The organism is Kitasatospora sp. NBC_01250, assembly GCF_036226465.1.
Taxonomy (GTDB): domain Bacteria; phylum Actinomycetota; class Actinomycetes; order Streptomycetales; family Streptomycetaceae; genus Kitasatospora.
The window spans coordinates 7,635,377-7,661,529 of record NZ_CP108476.1; the positions used below are offsets into that span (position 1 = coordinate 7,635,377).

At 73.2% G+C, this 26,153-nt stretch carries 4 protein-coding genes; all 4 read left to right on the forward strand.

Annotated features, from left to right (window positions below; genetic code table 11):
• Positions 1–42: 42 nt before the first annotated feature.
• From OG500_RS32410 to OG500_RS32425, 4 genes are read left to right on the forward strand one after another with little or no spacing between them, the layout of a single operon-like run.
• The gene (locus OG500_RS32410) at positions 43–4,797 is read left to right on the forward strand and encodes a non-ribosomal peptide synthetase (protein WP_329585302.1); all 4,755 of its coding nucleotides are present in this window, start codon (positions 43–45) and stop codon (positions 4,795–4,797) included.
• The gene (locus OG500_RS32415) at positions 4,794–8,069 is read left to right on the forward strand and encodes an amino acid adenylation domain-containing protein (protein ID WP_329585304.1); all 3,276 of its coding nucleotides are present in this window, start codon (positions 4,794–4,796) and stop codon (positions 8,067–8,069) included. Before OG500_RS32410 ends, OG500_RS32415 begins: the two co-directional genes overlap by 4 nt.
• A complete protein-coding gene (locus tag OG500_RS32420) occupies positions 8,066–24,724 on the forward strand; it encodes a non-ribosomal peptide synthetase (protein ID WP_329585306.1) in 16,659 nt (5,552 codons plus the stop codon). The genes OG500_RS32415 and OG500_RS32420 overlap by 4 nt, the downstream gene beginning before the upstream one ends.
• Positions 24,714–26,030, forward strand: a complete 1,317-nt coding sequence (locus OG500_RS32425) for an MFS transporter (protein ID WP_327070396.1) — start codon at positions 24,714–24,716, stop codon at positions 26,028–26,030. The genes OG500_RS32420 and OG500_RS32425 overlap by 11 nt, the downstream gene beginning before the upstream one ends.
• Positions 26,031–26,153: the final 123 nt, after the last annotated feature.

Consider the following 26,153-nt stretch of genomic DNA (forward strand, 5'->3'; position numbering starts at 1 on the left):
CGTCGCCGATTCGCCGAACCGATGGGGTGAGAGAAAAAAGCCATGCCTGCGCACGAGTCGGCCCTGGTGCCGCTTTCCCGAGCACAGCACGGAATCTGGCTGGCTCAACAGCTGGATCCGACGAGCAACGCCTACAACCTGGCTCAGTTCACCGACATCCGGGGGCCGTTGGCGCTCCCGGTGCTGGACCGGGCGGTGCGGCGACTGGTCGGTGAGGTGGAGACCGCGCACGTGCGGCTACGGCCGGACGGGGCAAGCGCGCTGCAACTGCTGCAGCCCAACGGACCGGGCCGGCCCCTGGAGGTGGTCGACCTGAGCGGTGACCGGCTGCCGCGGGAGGCCGCCGAGCGCTGGATGCGCGAGGCGGTCGAGCGGCCGGTCGACCTGCTGGCCGGACCGCTGTTCAGCACCGCCGTGCTCAGGCTCGCGCCCGACTGGCACTTCCTCTACGTGGGCGGCCACCACATCATCACCGACGGGTTCAGTGGCTCGCTGGTGAGCGCCCGGATCGCGGAGCTCTACACCGCGCTGGAACGCGAGGAGGAGCCCGCCGCCCACTCCTTCGGCACCCTCACCCAACTGCTGGAGCAGGACGCCGCCTACCGGGCCTCGGAGCGGTTCGCGCAGGACCGGGCCTACTGGCAGGAGCACCTGCGCGACCTGCCCCGGCCCGCCACGCTCTCCGGCCGTCCGGCCGGCTCGATCCACGCCGGTGCGGCGGCCGGCGCGACGCGGCGCACGGGGCGGATCGGCGCGGCGCAGACGGCCGCCGTGCGCGCTGCGGCCCGCCGGGCCGGGACCGCCCTGCCCGTGCTCGCGGTCGCCGCGGTCGCCGCCTACACCCAGCGGATGACCGGCGAGTCGAGTGTGGTGCTCGGCCTGCCGGTGACCGCGCGGAGCAACGCGGTGCTGCGCGGCATCCCCGGCATGGTGTCCAACATCGTGCCGCTGCGCCTGGAGGTCGACGCGCGGATGCGCTGGACGGACCTGGCGCAGCAGGCCGCGGCCGAGATGAAGCAGGCGCTGCGCCACCAGCGCTACCTCCACCAGGACATGCGCGCCGATCTGGGCCGCACCGAGGGCCTGTTCGCGACCCAGGTCAACCTCCTGCCGGCCGGCAGCGGACTGCGCTTCGGCGCCGCCACCGGTACCCAGATCTACCTGGCCGGGCCGGTCGACGACCTGTCCGTGGTGCTTCAGGACCACGGCACCGAGGGACTGATGCTGGAGGTCGAGGCCGATGCGTCGCGCTACCCGGCCGACGAGGTGGCCGGGCACCGGCAGCGGCTCTCCGCCTTCCTGTGCACGGCCGCGGCGGACCCCGAACGGACGGTCGGCCACACCGAGTTGCTCACCCAGGCCGAGCGCCGCTGGGTGCTGGTCCAGGGCAGGGCCACCCCGCACCGCGAGGACCCGACGGCGACCACGCTCACCGAGCGGTTCGCCGCCCAGGTGGCGCGCACGCCGCAGGCGACCGCGCTGAGCGCGGACGGGGTGCGGTACAGCTACCGGGAGTTGGACCGGCGGGCCGATCAACTGGCGCACCGGCTGCTCGCGTCGGGGGTGCTCACCGAGACACCCGTGGTGCTGCTGCAGGAACGCACCCCGGACCTGGTGGTCTCGATGCTGGCCGTGGTGAAGGCGGGCGGCGTCTACCTGCCGCTGGACACCCGGCACCCGGTGCAGCGGCTGCGGGCCACGGCGAGCGACAGCGGTGCGCTGCTGGTGCTCTGCGACGCCGCCACCTCGGAGCTCGCCGGGCAGCTGGAGCTGCCCGCGATCGCGGTCGACGCGCCGGGGACCTGGCAGGACCTGCCCGTCACCGCGACGGCCGTGACCTGCCGGCCGGCGCAGCTGGCGTACGTGATGTACACCTCCGGCTCCACCGGCACGCCCAAGGGCGTCGCCATCACGCACGAGGACATCCTGGGCCTGGCGCTGGACAACGTCTGGGACGGCGAGGCGCACCGGCGGGTGCTGTTCCACTCGCCCGCGGCCTTCGACCTGGCCACCTACGAGGTGTGGGTGCCGCTGCTGAACGGCGGCGAGGTCGTCGTGGCGCCGCCCGGCGAACTGGACATCCCCACCCTCGGGGCGGTGCTCGCGCGGCACCGGGTGACCGCGCTCTGGCTCACCGCCGGGCTGCTGCGGCTGGTCGCCGAGGAGGATCCGGGGTGCCTGGCCTCGCTCAAGGAGCTCTGGGCGGGCGGCGACGTGGTGCCCGCCCAGGCGGTGCGCCGGCTGCGCGCGGCCTGCCCGGGGCTGGTGATCGTCGACGGCTACGGCCCGACCGAGGCGACCACCTTCATCACCTACCACCGGCCGGCCATGACCGACCCGGTGCCCGACCCGATACCGATCGGCCGGCCGTTCCAGGGGATGCGCTGCTACGTGCTGGACGAGGGGCTGCGACCGGTCCCGGCGGGCAGCGTCGGCGAGTTGTACGCCGGCGGCATCGGACTGGCGCGCGGCTACGTCCGCCACCCGGGCCGGACGGCCGAGCGCTTCGTGGCGGACCCGTTCGCCGGTGACGGATCGCGGATGTACCGCACCGGGGACCTGGTGCGCTGGAACGGCGCCGGCGAGCTGGAGTTCGTCGGGCGCTGCGACGACCAGGTGAAGATCCGCGGCTTCAGGATCGAGCCGGGCGAGATCGAGTCCGCGCTGGCAAAGGGCCCCGGCGTGGGCCAGGTGGCGGTGGACATCCGCACCGCGCCGCGCGGCGACAAGCGCATCGTCGCCTACCTGGTGGCGCAGACGGCCGGACCGGAGGTGGACCTCGCGCAGGTGCGGGCCCACGCGGCGGCCGCCCTGCCCTCCTACATGGTGCCCGCGGCCTTCGTGCGGCTCGACGCGCTGCCGCTGACCGGCAACGGGAAGGTGGACCGCCGGGCGCTGCCCGCACCGGACTTCGGCGCACCCGGGGCGACCGGACAGGCGGCCCCGGCCGGCGCGACCGAGGCGACGCTGTGCGCACTGTTCGCCGAGGTCCTCGGCCTCGCCTCGGTGGGTGCGGACGCCGGCTTCTTCGAGCTCGGCGGGGACAGCATCATGGCGATCCAGCTGGCCGGGCGGGCCCGGCGGGCGGGCCTGGTGTTCACGCCCCGGGAGGTCTTCGACCACCGCACGCCGGCCGCGCTGGCCCGGGTCTGCCGCACCGAGCAGGCGGAGCCGGCCCAGGAGCGGGACCCGGACGCCGGCGTCGGCCCGGTTCCGGCCACCCCGATCGTCCACCGACTGCGCGCCCTCGGCGGGCCGATCGACGGCTACCACCAGTCCGTGGTGCTGCGCAGCCCGGCCGGCCTGGACGAGCCGACGCTGCACCGGGCGGTGCAGCACCTGCTGGACCGGCACGACGCGCTGCGGCTGCGGCTGGCCGACCGGGACGGCTCCTGGCAGCTGTCGGTGGCCCCGCGCGGCGAGGTGTCCGGCAAGGCGTGCGTGACCCGGATCGACGTCGAGCACGTCGGTGGCGGTGAGCCCGGTGAGCCTGGTGAGCCCGGTGAGCACAGCGAGCACGGTGAGGTCGCGATGGCCGCTCTGGTGCGCGAGGCCCGGCTGGCAGCCGCACGCGAACTGGCGCCGCAGGAAGGCACGTTGGTGCGGGTGGTGTGGCTGGACCGCGGGCCCGACCTGCCCGGCCGGCTGGTGCTGGTGCTGCACCACCTGTGCGTGGACGGCGTCTCCTGGCGGATCCTGGTGCCCGAACTCGTCGCCGCCTACCACGCGGAGAGCACCGGCGCCGTGCCCCGCCCCGACCCGGTCGGCACCCCGCTCAAGGAGTGGGCCGAGCAACTGGTGGCCGCCGCCCACGAGTCCGAGACGGTGGCCGAACTCGCCTACTGGCAGCAGGTGCAGGCCGGTGACGAGCCGCTGCTGGGCCGCGGCCGGCCCGACCCGGCGCGCGACGTGGTGGCCACCGAGGCGCGGCTGACCCGCACCCTGGCGCCCGAGCTGGTCGAGCCGCTGCTGACCACCGTGCCGGCCGCCTTCTACACCGGCACCACCGAGGTGCTGCTCGCCGGCCTGGCGCTGGCGGTGACCGACTGGCGCGAGCGGCGGGACCGGACGGACGGTCCGGTCCGGGTGGATCTGGAAGGCCATGGCCGTGCGGGTGAGCGGTTCGGCGCCGACCTGACCCGTACCGTCGGCTGGTTCACGGCGGTGCATCCGGTGCAGCTGGTCGCCGGTGCCGCGCAGACGGCCGACGCCTGGGCGGCGGGCCCGGCGGCCGGCACGCTGATCAAGCAGGTCAAGGAGCAGCTGCGCGCGGTGCCCGGACAGGGACTGGGCCACGGCCTGCTGCGCCACCTCAACCCGCGGACCGCGCCGCTGCTGGCCGCGGTGCCGGCCCCGCAGATCTGCTTCAACTACCTCGGCCGCACCGCCGGTCTCGGCCGCACGCCCGAGGGCCCGGACGGCCGGCTGCCCGAGGCCGACTGGTCGCCGGCCGTCGAGGACGGCGCGTTCGCCGGCGGCGGTGATCCGCTGATGCCGCTCGGCCACCTGCTGGAGATCGACGCGGTCGCCCAGCAGGGGCCGCACGGCGATGAGTTGAGCGTGAGCTGGCGCTGGGCGAGCGGGCTGCTCGACGAGCACGAGGTGGCGGACCTGGCCGACACCTGGCAGCGGGCGCTCCAGGTGCTGGTGCGCCACGGGCAGTCGCCGCAGGCGGGCGGGCACACCCCGTCCGACCTGGCGCTGATCGAGATGGCGCAGGAGGAGATCGAAGGCTTCGAGGCGGACTTCGCCGCCGAGGGGGACGAGGACGGGGACGCATGGGGGACCGGCCGGTGAGCACGAACGCGATCGAGGACATCCTGCCGGTCACACCCGTACAGGAGGGGATGCTCTTCCACGCGCTGTACGACGAGGGCGCGAGGGACGTCTACACCGCGCAGTTCGTCTTCGAGTTGCACGGACCGTTGGACGCCGCGGTGCTGCGCAGCGCCGCCGAGACCGTGCTGCGCCGCCACCCGGCGCTGCGCAGCGCGTTCCGCCAGCGCGCCAACGGCGAGTGGGTGCAGGTGGTGGCGGCGAACGCGCCGCTGCTCTGGCGCGAGCTGGACCTGAGCACGCTGCCCGCGGCGGAGCGCGGTGCGCGGCTGGAGCGCCTGCTGGCCGAGGACCGCGCCCACCGCTTCGAGCTCGGCCGGCCACGGCTGGTGCGGTTCAGCCTGCTGCGGCTGGAGCAGGAGCGGCACGTGCTGGTCCTGATGAACCACCACCTGGTGCTGGACGGCTGGTCCACCGCGCAGCTGATGGGCGAGCTGTTCACCCGCTACGCGGGCGGCGGTGCGGGCGGTGCGCTGCCCGCGGTCCGCCCGTACCGGGACTTCCTGCGCTGGCTCGGCGAGCAGGACCGGCAGCAGGCGCTCGACGCCTGGCGCTCGGCGCTCGCCGGGGTCGAGGAGCCCACCCTGCTGGCCGGGCAGCAGCACGCCGCGGTGGCCGAGCGGCCCGAGCGGGTCGAACTGGAGTTCACCGAGCGGCAGACCCAGGCGCTGCTCGACACCGCCCGCAGTCACGGGCTGACCCTCAACTCGCTGCTGCAGGGCGCCTGGGGCATCCTGCTGGGCACCCTCACCGGTCGCTCGGACGTGCTCTTCGGCACCGCCGTCTCCGGCCGCCCTGCGGAGCTCGCAGGGGCCGAGGAGATCGTCGGGCTGCTGATCAACACCGTCCCGGTCCGGGTGCGGCTGGACCGGGGGGAGACGGTGGCCGAGCTGCTCGCCACCGTGCAGGCCGAGCAGGCGGCGCTGACCCCGTACCACCACACCGCCCTCACCGACCTGCACGCCGTCACCGGTCTGGGCGCCCTCTTCGACACCCTCCTGGTCTTCGAGAACTACCCCGTGGACCTGGCGGCGATGGACCTGCCCGGCGGTCCGGCCGTGGCCGACGTCCAGGTCTGGGACGCCGCCCACTACCCGCTGCGCCTGGTCGTGGTGCCGGGGACCCGGCTGCGGATCACCCTCGACCACCGGCCCGACCTGCTCGACCGCCCGGCGGTGGAGCGGATCGCGCAGCGCCTGCACCGCCTGCTGCCCGCGATGGCGGCGGATCCGCAGCGCCCCGTCGCCCGGCTGGACCTGCTGACGACCGACGAGCGCGAGCGGGTGCTGACGACCTGGAACGGCACCGCGCACCCGGTGCCCGACACCACGCTGCCCGCACTGATCGAGCGACAGGCCGCCCGCACCCCCGAGGCCACGGCCCTGGAGGGCCAGGACGGCAGCCGGACGTACGCGGAACTCAACGCCGACGCCAACCGGTTGGCGCACCTGCTGGCCGAGCTGGGCGCGGGGCCGCAGACGACGGTCGGTGTCGCCCTGCCCCGCTCGCCGGAGCTCGTGGTCGCGCTGCTGGCCGTGCTGAAGAGCGGTGCGGCCTACCTGCCGCTCGACCCCGACCACCCGCCCGCGCGCACCGCCGCCATCCTCGCCGACGCGGCTCCGCACCTCGTGCTGACCAGCGGGGCGACGCCCGCCGCGGTGCCCGCCCGGCTGCCGGTGCTGGCCCTCACCGACGAGCAGGTCCGGGCCCGGCTGCGGGCGCAGCCGTCGACCGACCCCGGCGCCGGACAGGGCCTGGGGCACGGCGGCTCGCCGGCGTACGTCATCTACACCTCCGGCTCCACCGGCCGGCCCAAGGGCGTCGTGGTCGAGCACCGCGCGATCGTGAACCGGCTGCTGTGGATGCAGGACCGCTACCGGCTGGACGCCACCGACCGGGTGCTCCAGAAGACCCCGGCCGGCTTCGACGTGTCGGTGTGGGAGTTCTTCTGGCCGCTGATCAGCGGCGCGGCCGTGGTGGTCGCCCCGCCGGGCGTGCACCGCGAGCCCGACCGGCTGGCCCGGCTGATCCAGGACACCGGCGTGACCACCGCGCACTTCGTGCCCTCGATGCTGCGCGCCTTCGTGGACGAGCCGGCCGCCAAGGCCTGCACCAGCCTGCGCCGGGTCTTCTGCAGCGGCGAGGCGCTGCCCGCCGAGCTGGTCGGCGACTTCCACGCCGTGTGCGAGGCGCCGCTGCACAACCTCTACGGGCCCACCGAGGCGGCGGTCGACGTCACCCACTGGACCTGCCCCGCGCAGGGCACGCCCGCGGCGGTGCCGATCGGGCGTCCGGTCTGGAACACCCGGATCCACGTGCTGGACGCGGCGCTGCGCCCGGTGCCGCCGGGCGTCACCGGCGAGGTCTACCTGGCCGGCGTCCAGCTCGCCCGCGGCTACCTGGGGCGGCGCGGCCTCACGGCGGAACGTTTCGTCGCCGACCCGTACGGCCCGCCCGGCACCCGGATGTACCGCACCGGTGACCTCGGCGCCTGGGACCAGGACGGCTGCCTGCGCTACGCCGGCCGGACCGACCACCAGGTCAAGATCCGCGGGCAGCGGATCGAGCTGGGCGAGATCGAGGTGGTGCTGGGCCGCCACCCCGACGTCGCCCAGGCGGCCGTGACCGCGCTGGACGACCGGCTGACGGCGTACGTACGGCCCGCGCGGCCCGCGAGGCCCGCGAGGCCCGCGGGCCAGGACGAGTCGGCCGAGCCGGCTGAGCCCGCCGAGCCGGCTGAGCCGGCTGAGCCCGCCGAGCCCGCCGAGCCGGTCGCGTCCGCCGAGGCGCTTGGTTCGGCGCTCACCCGGTACCTCGCCGAACAGCTGCCGGCCGGCTGGGTGCCGTCCGCCTTCGTGCTGCTGGAGCAGTGGCCGCTGACGCCCAGCGGCAAGCTGGACCGCAAGGCGCTGCCGCGCCCCGAGTTCACCGGATCCGCCGCCGGCCGTGCGCCGCGCAACCCGCAGGAGGAGCTGCTCTGCGGGCTGTTCGCCGAGGTGCTCGGCGTCGACCGGATCGGGATCGACGACGACTTCTTCCACCTGGGCGGGCACTCCCTGCTCGCGGCCCGGGTGATCAGTCGCATCCGCACCGCGCTGGACGTGGACCTGCCGCTCAGCGCCCTGTTCGAACACCCCACCGTGGCGCGCCTCGCCGAGGCCGCCGCCGCACAGTCCGGCATCCCGAAGCGCCCCGTTCTGCGCCGGATGCCGCGTCCCGAGGAGGACGAGTGATTCCGCTTTCGTACGGGCAGCGCCGGCTCTGGTTCCTGAACCGCCTGGAGGGCGGGGGTGCGCACTACAACATGCCGTTGGCGCTGCGGCTGACCGGAAAGCTGGACCGCTCCGCGCTCGTCGCGGCACTGGACGACGTGGTGGAGCGGCACGAGAGCCTGCGCACGGTCTTCCCCGAGCGGGACGGTGAGCCGCGTCAGCGGATCGTGCCGATGGCGCGGGTGGCGCTCTCACTGGACGAGCAGGAGTGCACCGAGGCGGAGTTGGCCGCACGGCTGGCCGCCGAGGCGGCGTACTCCTTCGACCTCACCAGTGAACTGCCGCTGCGGCCCGTGCTGTTCTCGGTCGCGGCGGACGTCTCCGTGCTGCTGCTGGTGCTGCACCACGTGGCGGGTGACGGCTGGTCGTTGGCGCCGTTGGCGCGGGACGTGTCGGTGGCGTACGCGGCGCGGGTGGCGGGCGAGGAGCCCGCCTGGGAGCCGCTGCCGGTGCAGTACGCGGACTACACGCTGTGGCAGCGTGAGCTGCTGGGCGACGAGGGCGACCCGCAAAGCCTGATGGCACGTCAGATCGATTTCTGGCGTGGTGCGTTGGCCGGTCTGCCGGAGGAGGTGTCGTTGCCGGGGGACCGGTTGCGCTCTGCGGTGGCCGGCGGTGCGGGCGGGTGTGTGCCGTTCGTGGTTCCCGCCGAGGTGCATGCGGCCGTGGTGCGGCTGGCCCGGGAGTGCGGGGCCAGTGTGTTCATGGTGGTGCAGGCGGCACTGGCCGGTCTGCTGGCCCGGCTCGGTGCGGGGGACGACATCCCGATCGGTGCTCCGCTGGCGGGGCGCAGCGAGGAGGAGCTGGAGGACGCGGTCGGGTTCTTCGTCAACACGGTGGTGCTGCGCACCGATGTCTCGGGCGACCCGACCTTCCGTGAACTCGTGGCCCGGGTGCGGCAGGGCGACCTGGCGGCGTTCGCGCACCAGGACGTGCCGTTCGAGCGGCTGGTGGAGGAGTTGAACCCGCCGCGGTCGATGGGGCGGCATCCGCTGTTCCAGGTGATGCTGGCGTTCCAGAACACCGCACTGCCCGAACTCGACCTGGCGGACCTGCGGGTGGCCGTCGAGCCGGTGGAGCGTTCGGCGGCGAAGTTCGACCTGTCGGTCGATGTCGCGGAGCGCTTCGAGGCCGGCGTGCCGGCCGGGATCGAGGGGGGCATCGACTATGCCGGTGAGCTGTACGACCGGGAGACGGCCGCTGCGTTCGCCGGTCGGCTGGCCGCCTTCCTGGCGGCGGTGACCGCCCGACCGGACGACCGGATCGGTCATGTCGAGTTGGTGTCGGTGGATGAGCGTGCGTTGGTGCTGGAGCGGTGGAACGACACGGCGCGGGTGGTGCCGGAGGGTTTGATTCATGAGCATTTCGAGCGGCAGGTTGGTGTGGCGCCGGGTGCGGTGGCTGTGGCGTGTGAGGGGGTGGAGTTGTCGTATGCGGAGTTGAATGCGCGGGCGAATCGGTTGGCGCGGTTGTTGATCGCGTGGGGTGCGGGGCCGGAGCGGTTTGTGGCGTTGGCGTTGCCGCGTAGTGAGTTGATGGTGGTGGCGTTGCTGGCGGTGTTGAAGTCGGGTGCGGCGTATCTGCCGGTGGATCCGGAGTATCCGGCGGACCGGATCGCCTACATGTTGGAGGATGCGGCGCCGGCGTTGGTGGTGACGGTCGGGGCGGTGGCGGACCGGTTGCCGTCGGGCGGGCGGACGGTTCTGGTGCTGGATGAGGCGGGCGTCGAGGCGGAGTTGGCGCACTGGTCGGATTCCGATGTCGTGGACATCGAGCGGGCTGTGCCGTTGTTGCCTGATCATCCTGCGTATCTGATTTATACGTCGGGTTCGACGGGGCGTCCGAAGGGTGTGGTGATTGCGCATCGTGGTATTCCGGGGTTGGCGCATGCGAAGGTGGAGTGGTATGTGACGACGTCGGAGAGTCGGGTGTTGCAGTTTTCGTCGTTGAGTTTTGACAGTCATGTTTCTGAGGTGTGGTCGGCGTTGTTGGGGGGTGGTCGGTTGGTGGTTGCTCCGTTGGAGCGGATGATGCCGGGTGAGCCGTTGGTGGAGTTGGTGGCGGAGCAGGGGATTACGCATATTGATTTGCCGCCGGCGGGTTTGGCGGTGATGCCGGAGGGGTCGTTGCCGTTGGGTGGGACGTTGATTGTTGGTGGTGAGGCGAGTTCTCCGGGGTTGGTGGAGCGGTGGTTCCGGGGTCGGCGGATGATCAATTCGTATGGGCCGACCGAGGTGACGGTGTGCGCGAGTATGAGTGATCCGATGTCGGGTGCGGCGGTTCCGCCGATTGGTCGGCCGGTGTGGAACAAGCGGGTGTTTGTGTTGGACGGGGGGTTGCGGTTGGTGCCGCCGGGTGTGGTGGGTGAGTTGTATGTGGCGGGTGAGGGGTTGGCGCGTGGGTATTTGGGGCGGGCTGGTCTGTCGGCGGAGCGTTTTGTGGCGTGTCCGTTCGGTGTGGGTGAGCGGATGTATCGGACGGGGGATTTGGTGCGGTGGGGTGGGGATGGGCAGTTGGTGTTTTTGGGTCGGGCGGACAGTCAGGTGAAGGTGCGTGGTTTCCGGATTGAGTTGGGGGAGGTGGAGGCGGCGATTGACGGGTTGCCGGGGGTGGCGCAGGCGGTGGTGGTGTTGCATGAGGGTGTGGGGGGTGAGCGGCGTCTGGTGGCGTATGTGGTGAGTGGGTCGCAGACGGTTGTGGGGTTGCGGGAGGGGTTGGGGCGGTGTCTGCCGGATTACATGGTGCCGTCGGCGTTCGTGTTGGTGGAGGCGTTGCCGTTGATGCCGAACGGGAAGGTGGATCGGCGGGCGTTGCCGGAGCCGGAGTTCGTGGTGGTGGGGGTGGGTCGGGGTCCGCGGTCGCCGCGGGAGGAGATTCTGTGCGGGTTGTTCGCCGAGGTGTTGGGTGTTGAGCGGGTGGGGGTCGATGAGGGGTTCTTCGAGTTGGGTGGGCATTCGTTGTTGGCGACTCGGTTGGCGAGTCGGGTGCGGTCGGTGCTCGGGGTGGAGGTGCCGTTGCGTACGTTGTTCGAGGCGCCGACGGTGGCCGGGCTGGCGGCGGTGCTGGAGGGTGGGGAGGTCGGTGTGCGGCCGGGGTTGCGGCCGGTGGTGCGGCCGGAGCGGTTGCCGGTGTCGTTCGCTCAGCGGCGGTTGTGGTTCCTGAACCGGTTGGAGCCGGGCAGTGGTGCTTACAACATGCCGTTGGTGCTGCGGCTGACGGGTGTGTTGGACTCGGCGGCGTTGGCTGCCGCGCTGCATGACGTGGTGGGGCGGCACGAGAGTCTGCGCACGGTCTTCCCCGAGCGGGACGGCGAGCCGGAGCAGCGGATCGTGCCGATGGATCAGGTGGTGCTCTCGCTGGACGAGCGGGAGTGCACCGAGGAGGAGCTGGCCGCGCGCCTGGCCGCCGAAGCGGGGTGCGCCTTCGACCTCACCAGTGAACTGCCCCTGCGTCCGGTGCTGTTCGCACTGGCCCCCGAGGTGCACGTGCTGGTGCTGGTGCTGCACCACGTGGCTGGTGACGGCTGGTCCTTGGCGCCGTTGGCGCGGGACGTGTCGATGGCGTACGCGGCGCGGGTGGACGGCACGGCCCCGGGCTGGCAGCCGCTGCCGGTGCAGTACGCGGACTACACGCTGTGGCAGCGCGAGCTGCTGGGCGAGGAGAGCGACGCACAGAGCCTGATGGCACGTCAGATCGACTTCTGGCGTGGTGCGTTGGCTGGTCTGCCGGAGGAGGTGTCGTTGCCGGGGGACCGGTCGCGGCCTGCGGTGGCCGGGGGAGCGGGCGGGAGTGTGCCGTTCGTGGTTCCCGCCGAGGTGCATGCGGCCGTGGTGCGGCTGGCCCGGGAGTGCGGGGTGAGCGTCTTCATGGTGGTGCAGGCGGCGCTGGCCGGCCTGCTGGCCCGGCTCGGTGCGGGCGAGGACGTGCCGATCGGCGCCCCGGTGGCCGGGCGCACCGACGAGGCGTTGGAGGACGCGGTCGGTTTCTTCGTCAACACGCTGGTGCTGCGCACCGATGTGTCGGGCGACCCGACCTTCCGGGAGCTGCTCGGCCGGGTGCGGCAGGCCGACCTGGCGGCGTTCGCGCACCAGGACGTGCCGTTCGAGCGGCTGGTCGAGGAGCTGAACCCGCCGCGGTCGATGGGCCGGCACCCGCTGTTCCAGGTGATGCTGGCGTTCCAGAACACCGCACTGCCCGAACTCGACCTGGCGGACCTGCGGGTGGCCGAGGAGCCGATGGCGCGCTCGGCGGCGAAGTTCGACCTGTCGGTCGACGTGGCGGAGCGCTTCGAAGCCGGCAGGCCCGCGGGGATCGAGGGCTGCGTCGAATACACCGACGACCTGTACGACCCGCGGACGGCGGCTGCCTTCGCCGAACGGCTGGCCGCCTTCCTGGCCGCGGTGACGGCCGAACCCGACCACACCGTCGGCCGGTTCGACCTCGCGGGCGAAGCCGAACGCCGGCTCGTCCGCCACGCGTGGAACGACACCGCACACCCCGTCCCGGCCGCCACCCTGCCCTCCGTCATCGAGGCCCAGGGCGACCGCACCCCCGACGCGCCGGCCCTGCTGTTCGGCGACACGGTGCTCAGCCACCGGGAGCTCGCCGCGCGGGCGAACCGCCTGGCGCGCCGCCTGGTCGGCCTCGGCGCCGGTCCGGAGGGCGTCGTGGCCGTCGCGCTGCCCCGCTCGCCCGAGCTGGTGATCGCGCTGCTCGCGGTGCTGAAGTCGGGCGCGGCCTATCTGCCGGTCGACCCGGACTACCCGGCCGACCGGATCGCCTACATGCTCCAGGACGCCGCGCCGGTGGCCGTCCTCACCTGCCGCGAGCTGGCCGGCGTGCTGCCGGCCGGCGCCCGCGCCCTGGTGCTGGACGATCCGGACGAGGCCGCCGCCTCCGCGCACCACCAGGACCACCACCTCGGCGACCAGGAGCGGACCGCGCCGCTGCTGCCCGCGCACCCCGCCTACCTGATCTACACCTCCGGCTCCACCGGCCGCCCCAAGGGCGTCGCCGTCCCGCACGCCGCGATCGTCAACCGGCTGCTCTGGATGCGCGACCAGTACGGCATCGGCCCCGCCGACCGGGTGCTGCAGAAGACCCCGTCGAGCTTCGACGTCTCGGTCTGGGAGTTCTTCCTGCCGCTGCTCTCCGGCGCGGCCCTGGTGGTGGCCCCGCCCAGCGCCCACCGCGAGCCGGCCCGGCTCGCCGCGGAGATCCGGCGCCACGGCGTCACCGTCACCCACTTCGTGCCGTCGATGCTGCACGCCTTCGTCGCCGAGCCCGCCGCCGCCGGCTGCACCAGCCTGCGGCACGTGGTGTGCAGCGGCGAGGCGCTCTCCACCGACCTGCTGGCCCGCTACCGCCAGGTCCTGGCGGCCGACCTCCACAACCTCTACGGTCCGACCGAGGCGGCCGTCGACGTCACCTACCACCGCTCGGCGGACCGCGAGAGCGGCAGCACCGTGCCGATCGGGCGGCCGGTGTGGAACACCCGGGTCTTCGTCCTGGACCGCGAGCTCCGGCCGCTGCCGCCCGGCGTGGCCGGCGAGCTCTACCTGGCCGGCGACCAGCTCGCGCGCGGCTACGCCGGCCGGCCCGCGTTGACCGCCGAGCGGTTCGTCGCCTGTCCGTTCACCCCCGGCACCCGGATGTACCGCACCGGCGACATCGTGCGCTGGAACCGGGACGGCACCCTGGTCTTCCTCGGCCGCGCCGACCACCAGGTGAAGCTGCGCGGCCTGCGCATCGAGCTGGACGAGATCGCGACCGTGCTCGCCGGCGCCCCCGGCGTCTCCTGGGCGACCGCGCTGGTGCACGAGCGCGCCGAGGGCGACCAGTTCCTCGCCGCGTACCTGGTCTCCGACGGCAGCTGCTGTGAGGAGGAGCTCCGGGCGCACCTGGCCGCCGCGCTGCCGGAGTACATGGTGCCGTCGGTCCTCGTGCCGATCGACGCCGTGCCGCTGTCGCCCAGCGGCAAGCTGGACCGCACGGCGCTGCCCGTCCCCGTTCCGGTGACCGGAACCCCGCACCGGGCGCCCACCGGCGCGACGGAGGAGATCCTCTGCGGCGTCTTCGCCGACCTGCTCGGACTCGACAGCGTGGGCGTGGACGACAGCTTCTTCGCGCTGGGCGGGCACTCGCTGCTGGCGACCCGCCTGATCACCCGGGCGCGCACGCTGCTCGGGGCCGAACTCCCGCTGCGCGCGGTCTTCGAGGCGCCGACGGTGGCCGGCCTGGCGGCGCTGGTGGCCCGCAGCGCCACCGCGACCCGGCCTGCCATCGAGCCGGTGACGCCGCGCCCCGTCCGGGTGCCGCTCTCGCTCGAACAGCGGCGGCTCTGGTTCCTGAACCGCCTCGACCCCGACAGCAGCGCCTACCACATGCCGCTGGCGCTGCGCCTGACCGGAGCGCTGGACCGTGCCGCGCTGACCGCGGCGCTGGCCGATGTGGTGGAGCGGCACGAGAGCCTGCGCACCGTCTTCCCCGAGCAGGACGGCGAGCCGTGGCAGCAGGTCCTGCCGGTGGACGGCCTGCAGGGGCCGGTGGCCGAGCTGCGCGAGTGCGCCGAGGCGTCGCTGGCCGGCGAACTGGCCGCGGTGGCGGGGCAGCCGTTCGACCTGACGGCGCAACTCCCGCTGCGGGCGGTGCTGTTCGCTATCGCACCCGAGGCGCATGTGCTGCTGCTGGTGCTGCACCACGTGGCCGGTGACGGCTGGTCGATGGTGCCGCTGGCGCAGGACGTGTCGCGGGCCTATGCGGCACGGGTGGCCGGCGAGGCTCCGGCCTGGCAGCCACTGCCGATCCAGTACGCGGACTACGCGCTGTGGCAGGGCGCGGTGCTCGGCGACGTCGCCGACCCCGCGAGCCGCCTGGGTGAGCAACTGGCCTACTGGCGGAAGGCGTTGGGCGACCTGCCGGAGGAGCTCACGCTGCCCGCCGACCGCCCCCGTCCGGCGGTCGCCACCCATCGGGGCGTTGCCGTCCCGGTCGTCATCCCCGCCGCCACCCACCAGCGGCTGGTCCGGCTCACCGGCGCCCACGGCGCCACCCTCTTCATGGGGCTGAACGCCGCGCTCGCCACGCTGCTGTCCCGGCTCGGTGCCGGTACCGACATCCCCATCGGCACCCCTATCGCCGGACGCACCGACGAGGCCACCAACGACCTCGTCGGGTTCTTCGTCAACACCCTGGTGACCCGCACCGACCTGAGCGGGGACCCGACCTTCGGCGACCTGCTGCAGCGGACCCGCGACAGCCTGCTGACCGCCTACAGTCACCAGGACCTCCCCTTCGACCACCTCGTCGAAGCCCTCAACCCCGCGCGCTCCCTGGCCCGCCACCCGCTCTTCCAGACCCTCCTCACCCTGCAGAACACCACCGCCCCGAGCCTGGAGCTCACCGGGCTGACGGTCCGGCCCGAGGCCGTCGGCACCGTGACCGCCAAGTTCGACCTCGCCCTCGACCTCTCGGAACAGTTCGACCCCGGGACCGGCCCCGCCGGGATCACCGGCACCCTCACCTGTGCCGGTGACCTCTTCGACCCCGAGACCGCCGAGGCGATCGCCCGACGCTTCGCCGACCTGCTGGACACCCTCACCAGCGCCCCCGGCCGCCCGGTCACCCGCGCCGACATCCTCACCGAGGACGAGCGCCGCACGCTGCTGGCGAGGTGGAACGAGACCGCCCGCGAGCTGCCCGGGGCCACGCTGCCCGAGCTGTTCCAGGCGCAGGCCGCCCGCACCCCCGACGCGGTCGCCGTGGCTTTCGGCGAGACGGAACTGACGTACCATCAGCTCAACGCCCGCGCCAACCGGCTCGCGCGGGTGCTGGTGCACCGTGGCGTGCGGCCGGAGTCGCTGGTCGCGGTCGTGCTGGACCGGTCCGTCGAGCTGGTGGTCGCGCTGCTGGCCGTGCTGAAGGCCGGCGGGGCGTATCTGCCGATCGACCCCGGCTACCCGGCCGAGCGGATCGCGTACACCCTCGGCGACGCCGCACCCGCCCTCGTCCTCACGGACGGCCGGAGCGACCTCCCGGCGGGCACCCCGGCCCTGGCCGTCGACGACCCGCAGGTCGCCGCGCAGCCGGAGCACGACCTCGGCACGGCGCTGCGGCCCACGCACCCCGCGTACGTCATCTACACCTCGGGATCCACCGGTCGCCCCAAGGGCGTTGTCGTGCCGCACCACGCCCTGGCGAACTTCCTGACCGACATGGGCACCCGGTTCCCGCTCACCGGGCAGGACCGCTGGGTGGCGGTGACCACCATCGCGTTCGACATCGCCGCGCTGGAGCTCTACCTGCCGCTGATCAGCGGGGCCCGCGTCGTCCTGGCCGACCGCCCGACCGTGCTCGATCCCGCTGCGCTGACCGCGCTGCTGCACGACTGCGGCGCCACCATCATGCAGGCCACCCCCTCGCTCTGGCAGGCGCTGCTCGCCCACTCGGCCACCGGCTCGACCAGCCTTCCCGCCCTGCGCGTCCTGGTCGGCGGCGAGGCCCTGCCCACCCCGCTGGCCACCGCTCTGCGTTCGATCGGCGAGAGCACCAATCTCTACGGCCCCACCGAGACCACCATCTGGTCCACGGCCCACCGGCTCGACCGGCCGCCGGCCGCGGGCAATCCGCTGATCGGCCGCCCGATCGCCAACACCCGCGGCTACGTGCTGGACGGCTCGCTCAACCCCGTCCCCGCCGGTGTCGCCGGCGACCTCTACCTCGCCGGTGACGGCCTGGCCCGCGGCTACCTCAACCGCCCCGCCCTCACCGCCGAACGCTTCACCGCCTGCCCCTTCGGCGCACCCGGCGAGCGCATGTACCGCACCGGCGACCTCGCCCGCTGGCGGGCGGACGGCACGCTCGACTACCTCGGACGCACCGACCACCAGATCAAGATCCGCGGCTTCCGCGTCGAACTCGGCGACATCGAAGCCGCGTTGACCAGCCACCCGAGCATCGCGCAGGCGACCGTCGTGCTGCGCGAGGACAGCCCCGGGGACACCCGACTGGTCGGCTACGTCACCGGCACCGCGGAGGCCGACGCCGCCGAACTGCGCGCGCACGTCCAGCGGATGCTGCCCGACTACATGGTCCCCTCGGCCGTCGTCGCGCTGGCCGCCTTCCCGCTGACCGACAACGGCAAGCTCGACCGCAAGGCCCTCCCCGTGCCGCACTACGCCGCCGGTGGCGGGCGCGCTCCCGCCACCGCGCAGCAGGAGATCCTCTGCGGGGTCTTCGCCGAGGTGCTCGGCCTGGACTCGGTCGGGATCGACGACAGCTTCTTCGAGCTGGGCGGGCACTCGCTGCTGGCGACCCGTCTGGTGAGCCGGGTGCGCGCGGTGTTCGGGGTCGAACTGCCGCTGCGCGCGCTCTTCGAGGCGCCCACCGTCGCCGCCCTGGCCGCAGCCCTGGAGGGCGAGCAGGCCGGTGCACGGACCGCCCTGCGGCCGGCCGTGCGTCCCGAACACCTGCCGGTCTCCTTCGCCCAGCGCCGGCTCTGGTTCCTCAACCGGCTCGCCCCGGAGAGCGGTGCCTACAACATGCCGCTGGCGCTGCGGCTGACCGGTGAGCTGGACCGCGCCGCGCTCGTCGCGGCGCTGGCGGACGTGGTGGAGCGGCACGAGAGCCTGCGCACGGTCTTCCCCGAGCACGACGGCGAGCCGGAGCAGGCGGTCCGGACCGCCGCCACGGCCATCGTCCCGCTGGAGGTCCGGGAGACCGGTGCGGCCCAGCTGCCGGCCGCGCTGCAGGCAGCCGTCCGCCAGGGCTTCGACCTCGCGGCCGAACTCCCGCTGCGAGTGCATCTGTTCGACCTCGGGGCGGACGTCAACGTGCTGCTGCTGGTGCTGCACCACGTGGCGGGTGACGGCTGGTCGTTGGCGCCGTTGGCGCGGGACGTGTCGGTGGCGTACGCGGCGCGGGTGGCCGGCGAGGTGCCGGACTGGGAGCCGTTGCCGGTGCAGTACGCGGACTACGCCCTGTGGCAGCGCGAGCTGCTGGGCGACGAGAGCGATCCGGACAGCCTGCTGTCCCGCCAGACCGACTACTGGCGCCAGGCCCTGGCCGGACTGCCCGAAGAGGTGACCCTGCCCGGCGACCGTCTGCGCACCGCCACCGCGGGCGGCGGTGCGAGTGTGCCGTTCACCCTGCCCGCCCCGGCACACGCGAACCTGGTGCGGCTGGCCCGGGAGTGCGGGGTGAGCGTCTTCATGGTGGTGCAGGCGGCGCTGGCCGGCCTGCTGGCCCGGCTCGGCGCCGGTGAGGACATCCCGATCGGCTCCCCGATCGCGGGCCGCACCGACCAAGCGCTCGAGGACGCGGTCGGGTTCTTCGTCAACACCCTGGTGCTGCGCACCGACGCCTCGGGCGACCCGACCTTCCGCGAACTCCTGGCCCGGGTACGGGAGACCGACCTGGCGGCGTTCGCGCACCAGGACGTGCCGTTCGAGCGGCTGGTCGAGGTGCTGAACCCGCCGCGGTCGATGGGGCGGCATCCGCTGTTCCAGGTGATGCTGGCGTTCCAGAACACCGCACTGCCCGAACTCGGCCTGCCGGGCCTCCAGGTGGCGGCGGAGCCGCTGGGCCGCGCCGCCGCGAAGTTCGACCTCTCGCTCGACGTCACCGAAGGCTTCGAGGGCGGCGCCCCCGCCGGCCTCGACGGTGTCCTCGACTACTCCACCGACCTCTACGACCACGCGACGGTCACGGCCTTCGTCGGTCGACTGGCCGCCTTCCTCACCGCCGTCGGCAGCGAACCCGACCACCGGATCGGTCATGTCGAGTTGGTGTCGGTGGATGAGCGTGCGTTGGTGCTGGAGCGGTGGAACGACACGGCGCGGGTGGTGCCGGAGGGTTTGATTCATGAGCATTTCGAGCGGCAGGTTGGTGTGGCGCCGGGTGCGGTGGCTGTGGCGTGTGAGGGGGTGGAGTTGTCGTATGCGGAGTTGAATGCGCGGGCGAATCGGTTGGCGCGGTTGTTGATCGCGTGTGGTGCGGGGCCGGAGGGGTTTGTGGCGTTGGCGTTGCCGCGTAGTGAGTTGATGGTGGTGGCGTTGCTGGCGGTGTTGAAGTCGGGTGCGGCGTATCTGCCGGTGGATCCGGAGTATCCGGCGGACCGGATCGCCTACATGTTGGGGGATGCGGCGCCGGCGTTGGTGGTGACGGTCGGGGCGGTGGCGGACCGGTTGCCGTCGGGCGGGCGGACGGTCCTGGTACTGGACCGGGCCGATGTCGTGGCCGATCTGGCCGCGCAGAACTCCACCGATGTCGTGGACGCCGAGCGGAATGCGTCGTTGTTGCCTGATCATCCTGCGTATCTGATTTATACGTCGGGTTCGACGGGGCGTCCGAAGGGTGTGGTGATTGCGCATCGTGGTATTCCGGGGTTGGCGCATGCGAAGGTGGAGTGGTATGTGACGACGTCGGAGAGTCGGGTGTTGCAGTTTTCGTCGTTGAGTTTTGACAGTCATGTTTCTGAGGTGTGGTCGGCGTTGTTGGGGGGTGGTCGGTTGGTGGTTGCTCCGTTGGAGCGGATGATGCCGGGTGAGCCGTTGGTGGAGTTGGTGGCGGAGCAGGGGATTACGCATATTGATTTGCCGCCGGCGGGTTTGGCGGTGATGCCGGAGGGGTCGTTGCCGTTGGGTGGGACGTTGATTGTTGGTGGTGAGGCGAGTTCTCCGGGGTTGGTGGAGCGGTGGTTCCGGGGTCGGCGGATGATCAATTCGTATGGGCCGACCGAGGTGACGGTGTGCGCGAGTATGAGTGATCCGATGTCGGGTGCGGCGGTTCCGCCGATTGGTCGGCCGGTGTGGAACAAGCGGGTGTTTGTGTTGGACGGGGGGTTGCGGTTGGTGCCGCCGGGTGTGGTGGGTGAGTTGTATGTGGCGGGTGAGGGGTTGGCGCGTGGGTATTTGGGGCGGGCTGGTCTGTCGGCGGAGCGTTTTGTGGCGTGTCCGTTCGGTGTGGGTGAGCGGATGTATCGGACGGGGGATTTGGTGCGGTGGGGTGGGGATGGGCAGTTGGTGTTTTTGGGTCGGGCGGACAGTCAGGTGAAGGTGCGTGGTTTCCGGATTGAGTTGGGGGAGGTGGAGGCGGCGATTGACGGGTTGCCGGGGGTGGCGCAGGCGGTGGTGGTGTTGCATGAGGGTGTGGGGGGTGAGCGGCGTCTGGTGGCGTATGTGGTGAGTGGGTCGCAGACGGTTGTGGGGTTGCGGGTGGGGTTGGGGCGGTGTCTGCCGGATTACATGGTGCCGTCGGCGTTCGTGTTGGTGGAGGCGTTGCCGTTGATGCCGAACGGGAAGGTGGATCGGCGGGCGTTGCCGGAGCCGGAGTTCGTGGTGGTGGGGGTGGGTCGGGGTCCGCGGTCGCCGCGGGAGGAGATTCTGTGCGGGTTGTTCGCCGAGGTGTTGGGTGTTGAGCGGGTGGGGGTCGATGAGGGGTTCTTCGAGTTGGGTGGGCATTCGTTGTTGGCGACTCGGTTGGCGAGTCGGGTGCGGTCGGTGCTCGGGGTGGAGGTGCCGTTGCGTACGTTGTTCGAGGCGCCGACGGTGGCCGGGCTGGCGGCGGTGCTGGAGGGTGGGGAGGTCGGTGTGCGGCCGGGGTTGCGGCCGGTGGTGCGGCCGGAGCGGTTGCCGGTGTCGTTCGCTCAGCGGCGGTTGTGGTTCCTGAACCGGTTGGAGCCGGGCAGTGGTGCTTACAACATGCCGTTGGTGCTGCGGCTGACGGGTGTGTTGGACTCGGCGGCGTTGGCTGCCGCGCTGCATGACGTGGTGGGGCGGCACGAGAGTCTGCGCACGGTCTTCCCCGAGCGGGACGGTGAGCCGGAGCAGCGGATCGTGCCGATGGATCAGGTGGTGCTCTCGCTGGACGAGCGGGAGTGCACCGAGGAGGAGCTGGCCGCGCGCCTGGCCGCCGAAGCGGGGTACGCCTTCGACCTCACCAGTGAACTGCCCCTGCGCGCCACGGTGTTCCGGACCGCCGACGATGAGCACGTGCTGCTCCTGGCGGCCCACCACATCGTCTCCGACGGCTGGTCGACCGCACCGCTGGTGCGCGACCTCACCACCGCTTACACGGCCCGCCGCGCGGGGACCGCCCCGCAGTGGGAGGAACTCCCCGTGCAGTACGCGGACTACACGCTGTGGCAGCGCGAGCTGCTCGGTGACGAGTCCGCTCCCGGGAGCCTGCTGGCACAGCAACTCGCTTACTGGCAGCAGGAGCTCGACGGCCTGCCGGACGAGCTCCCGCTGCCGGTGGACCGCCCGCGCCCCGCGTACCCGAGCGGCGAGGGCGGCACGGTGCCGGTGCGGATCGGGGCCGAACTGCACGCGCGGGTCGCCGACCTGGCCCGCCGGACGCACACCACCGTCTTCATGGTCCTGCAGGCCGCGATGGCCGGTTGGCTCAGCGCGCTGGGCGGCGGCGAGGACGTCCCGATCGGTACCCCGGTGGCCGGCCGCACCGACGAGGCGGTCCACGACCTGGTGGGGTTCTTCGTCAACACGCTGGTGCTGCGCACCGACGTCTCGGGCGACCCGACCTTCCGGGAGCTGCTCGGCCGGGTGCGGGAGGCCGACCTGTCGGCCTTCGCGCACCAGGACCTCCCATTCGAGCGGCTGGTGGAGGAGCTGAACCCGCCGCGCGCCATGGCACGGCACCCGCTCTTCCAGGTGATGCTCGCGCTGCAGAACACCGCGTCGGCTCGGATCGAGCTCGACGGCCTGACGGCCCGGCCGGTCGAGGTGACCGGCGCGGCGGCGAAGTTCGACCTGTCGCTGACCCTCGCCGAGCGCTTCGGCGAGGAGGGCGACCTCCGCGGCCTCGACGGTGAACTCGACTACGCGGCAGACCTGTTCGAGCGCGAGTCGGTGGAGTTCCTGGCGCTCTCGTTCGTGCGGTTCCTGGACTCGGCGGTGGCCGGGCCGGACCTGCGGGTCGGTGCGGTGGAGCTGCTGTCGGAGCGCGGCCGGGCCGAGGTGCTTCGACAGGGTGCGGGCGCGGTGCTGGCGCTGCCGGTCGGCGGGTCGCTGGGCTCGCTGTTCGCGGCCCGCGCGGCGCAGGCACCGGCCGCGGTGGCGGTCGTCGCTGCGGGCGCCGAGCTGTCCTACGGCGAACTGATGAGCCTGGCCGCTGAGTTGGCGGACCGGCTGGCGGCGATGGGGGTGCGGCCCGGGGCGTTGGTCGGCCTGCTGCTGCCGCGGTCGGTGGACTGGGTGGTGGCTCAGGTGGCCGTGGCCCTGGCGGGGGCGGCCTGGTTGCCGCTGGACCCGGGGCTGCCCGCGGGGCGCATCGCGGGCGTGCTGGAGGAGGCGGCCACGGCGGTGGTCCTCGCGGTGCGGGGGACGGCCGGGCTGGTGCCGTCGGGCACCCGGTGCGTGGTGCTCGACCAGGAGGCCGGGGCGCGGTCGGCGGAACCCGGTCCGGCGCTGTCGCTGCCGGTCCCGGTGCCCGGTGCGGAGGCGGCGTATGTGATCTACACGTCGGGTTCGACCGGTCGGCCGAAGGGGGTGGTGGTGTCGCAGCGTGCAGTGGTCAACCAGCTGCTCTGGATGGGCGATCGCTTCTCCGTCGCAGTGGGGGACCGGGTGCTGGCCCGTACCTCGCCCGGGTTCGACGCGGGCGTGTGGGAGGTCTGGCTCCCGCTGCTGTCGGGGGCCGCGGTGGCGGTCGTCGGCGACGAGGTGGCGAAGGATCCCGGGCTGCTGATAGGGGAGTTGGCCGTGCTCGGGGTGACGGTGGCGCAGTTCGTGCCCACCTTGCTGGCCGCGCTGGTGGCAGCCCCGGGGGCCGGGGCGGTGGCCGGTCTGCGGCAGGTGTTCGTGGGCGGCGAGGCGTTCGGCGCCCAACTGGCCGAGCGGGTGCGGGCGGTGTGGGGTGTCGAACCGGTGAACCTGTACGGGCCCACCGAGACGACGATCCAGGTCACCGCCGGCACGCCGGCCGGGGACGGCGCGGGCCCGTTGGTGCCGATCGGCCGGCCGGTCCGGAACACCGGCCTGTACGTCCTGGATGCTGGTCTGCGGCTGGTGCCGCCGGGCGTGGTCGGTGAGCTCTACGTGGCGGGCGAGGCTCTGGCGCGCGGGTACCTCGGCCGGCCCGGCCTGACGGCGGAGCGCTTCGTGGCCTCTCCGTTCGGCAAGAGCGAGAGGATGTACCGCACCGGCGACCTGGTGCGGTGGGGCGCCGACGGGCAGTTGGTCTTCGTCGGCCGGGCCGATCAGCAGGTGAAGGTGCGCGGCTACCGGATCGAACTCGGCGAGATCGAGAACGTGCTGGCCGGACACGCGGACGTCGCTCGGGTCGCCGTCGTGGTGCGGGAGGCCGCCGAGGGGGATCAGCGGCTGGTCGCCTACGTCGTGCCCGCGGGCGAGAGCTTCGACCCGGATCGGCTGCGGGCCCACGCCGGCGCGCTGCTGCCCGGCTACATGCTCCCCGCGGCCTTCGTCCGGCTCGAGACCCTGCCCGTCACCCGCAACGGCAAGCTCGACGCCCGGGCCCTGCCCGCCCCGGGCATCGACCGGGCGGCCCCGGCCAGGGTGCCGGGCGACCCGCGGGAGGTGGTGCTCTGCGCCCTCTTCGCCGACGTGCTCGGCCTGCCGGAGGTCGGTCCGGACGACGACTTCTTCGCGCTCGGCGGCCACTCTCTGCTGGCGGTGCGGCTGATGAGCGCCGTCCAGGAGACCTTCGGTGCCCGGCTCGACCTGCGCGCGCTCTTCGAGACGCCGACCGCGGCGGGCCTCGCCGCCCGGCTCGGTGAGCAGTCGGATGGCGAGCAGTCCGCCGGCGCGCAGTCTGCCGGCGATCCGCTCGACGTGCTGCTGCCGCTGCGCGCCCGTGGCAGCGAGGCACCGCTGTTCTGCGTGCACCCGGTGATGGGCCTGAGCTGGGGCTACGCGGCCCTGCTGCGCCGGCTGGACCCGCAGCGACCGCTGTACGGGCTCCAGGCGAGCGGCATCCGCCGGCCGGACGCCCGCCCGGCGTCGATCACGGCGATGGCGCGGGAGTACGTCGCGCGGATCCGCGAGGTGCAGCCCGCGGGGCCGTACCACCTGCTCGGCTGGTCGCTGGGCGGCACGATCGCGCACGCCATGGCCGAGCTGCTCCAGCGCGACGGCGAGCAGGTGGCCTTCCTGGCGCTGCTCGACTCCTACCCGGCCGCCGCCGCGCAGGAGTCGCAGCCCCTGCACCCGGCGGTCCTCGATGCGGAGGCGGAGCAGGAGGTGCTCTCCGCGCTGCTGCCCGGCGCGGGGCCCGCCGTGCGCGAGCTGGTGGCGCAGGGCGCCGACCGGCAGCGGATCCTGGCCCTGCTGCGCGAGGAGCACGCACAACGGCTGCAGGTGGACGAGGAGGTGGTGACCGCCTTGCTGGACACGGCCGTGCACAGCAGCCGCCTGGTGCTCGACCACGTGCCCGGCACGGTGGAGGGCGATCTCGTGTTCGTCACCGCGACCGGCGGTCGTGCCGCCGACGCGCCGACCGCGCGCGCTGCCTGGCAGCCGCACCTGACCGGCGAGGTCCACGAGTACCACGTCGACTGCCGGCACGCCGAACTGCTCGGCCCGGAAGGCCTGGCCGAGCTCGGCCGCATTCTCACCGAGAGGCTCGGCCATGACGCATGACCTGACGGCGCAGGACAGGGCCGACGTGACGGACCAGCACCCCGCGGACCAGCACCCCGCGGACCAGCACCCCGCGGCCCCGGCGGCCGGCGAGGGCAGGGGCGACGGCCGCCGGGGCCTGCGGCGGCTGCTGGCCGACCGGAACGTCCGCTGGTTCCTGCTGGGGCAGATCGTCTCCGTGCTCGGCGACACGATGCTCTGGCTGGTGGCCGGGATCTGGGTCAAGGAGCTGACCGGGAGCAACTCGGCGGCCGCGCTCACCTTCTTCTTGGTGATCGTCGGCACGCTCTGCGCCCCGCTCGGCGGCATGGTCGCCGACCGCTACCGCCGGCGCCCGCTGCTCCTGGTGCTCAACCTGGCGACCGCCGCCGTGCTGCCGGTGCTGCTGCTGGTGCACAGCGGCGGCCAGGTCTGGCTGGTCTACCTGGTGATGGTGGTCTACGGCCTGTCCAACAGCTTCCTCGATCCGGCGCAGGCGGGTCTGCTGCGGGTGCTGGTCCCCGAGGAGCAGGTGGGCGAGGTCAACGGCCTGCTGCAGACCGCCAAGCAGTCGCTGCGGCTGGTCTCGCCGCTGGCCGGGGCCGGGCTGTTCGCCGCGGTGGGGGCCCATGCCGTGGTGCTGGTGGACACCGCCACCTTCCTGGTCGCCGTGGCCACCCTGCTGGCGGTGCGGCTGGACGAGGCCGCGCCGTCGTCCAGCGGCAGCGGGTGGCGCACCGACATCACCGAGGGCCTCCGGCACCTGGCGAACACCGTCGTGCTGCGGCAGCTCACCATCGGCTGCGCGCTGACCATGGTGGGGATGGGGCTGGCCGAGACGGTCGGGCTCGCCGTGGTCGGTGACGGTCTGGGGCGCCCGCCGGCCTTCCTCGGCGTGCTGCTGGTCGGCCAGGGGATCGGCGCCGTGCTGGCCGGGCTGACCGCGGCCCGGCTCGCCCGGCGGATCGGGGACGGCCTGCTGGTCGCCGCCGGCATGGCCTCCTTCGGGCTCGGCGCGCTGCTGCAGACCGTGCCCTCGGTGGCGGTGGTGGCGACCGGGATGGTGCTCTGCGGCGCCAGCATGCCGTGGATCGCCATCGGGCTGACCACGATCGGATTCCGCCACACGCCGCCGGAGCTGGTCGGGCGGGTCTACGCCGGGTTCACCGTCGTCATGACGGTGCCGCAGCTGATCGCGATGGCCGCGGGCGCCGCGCTCATCGCGGTGGTGGACTTCCGGGTGGTGCTGCTGACCATGGCGCTCACGGTGGCCGCAGCCGCCGGCTACCTCTTCACCCACGAGGCGGGCCGGCGACCCGGGCGGTGAGAGGCCGGTGGTGCAGGGTCCGGCGCCGTCCAACCCTGTCCAGCCCCGTCCATCCCCGTCCGGGGGTGTCCGGGGGTGTCCGGACCCTGCTCGACCGGTTGATTTCCGTTCCACCGGGCGCTG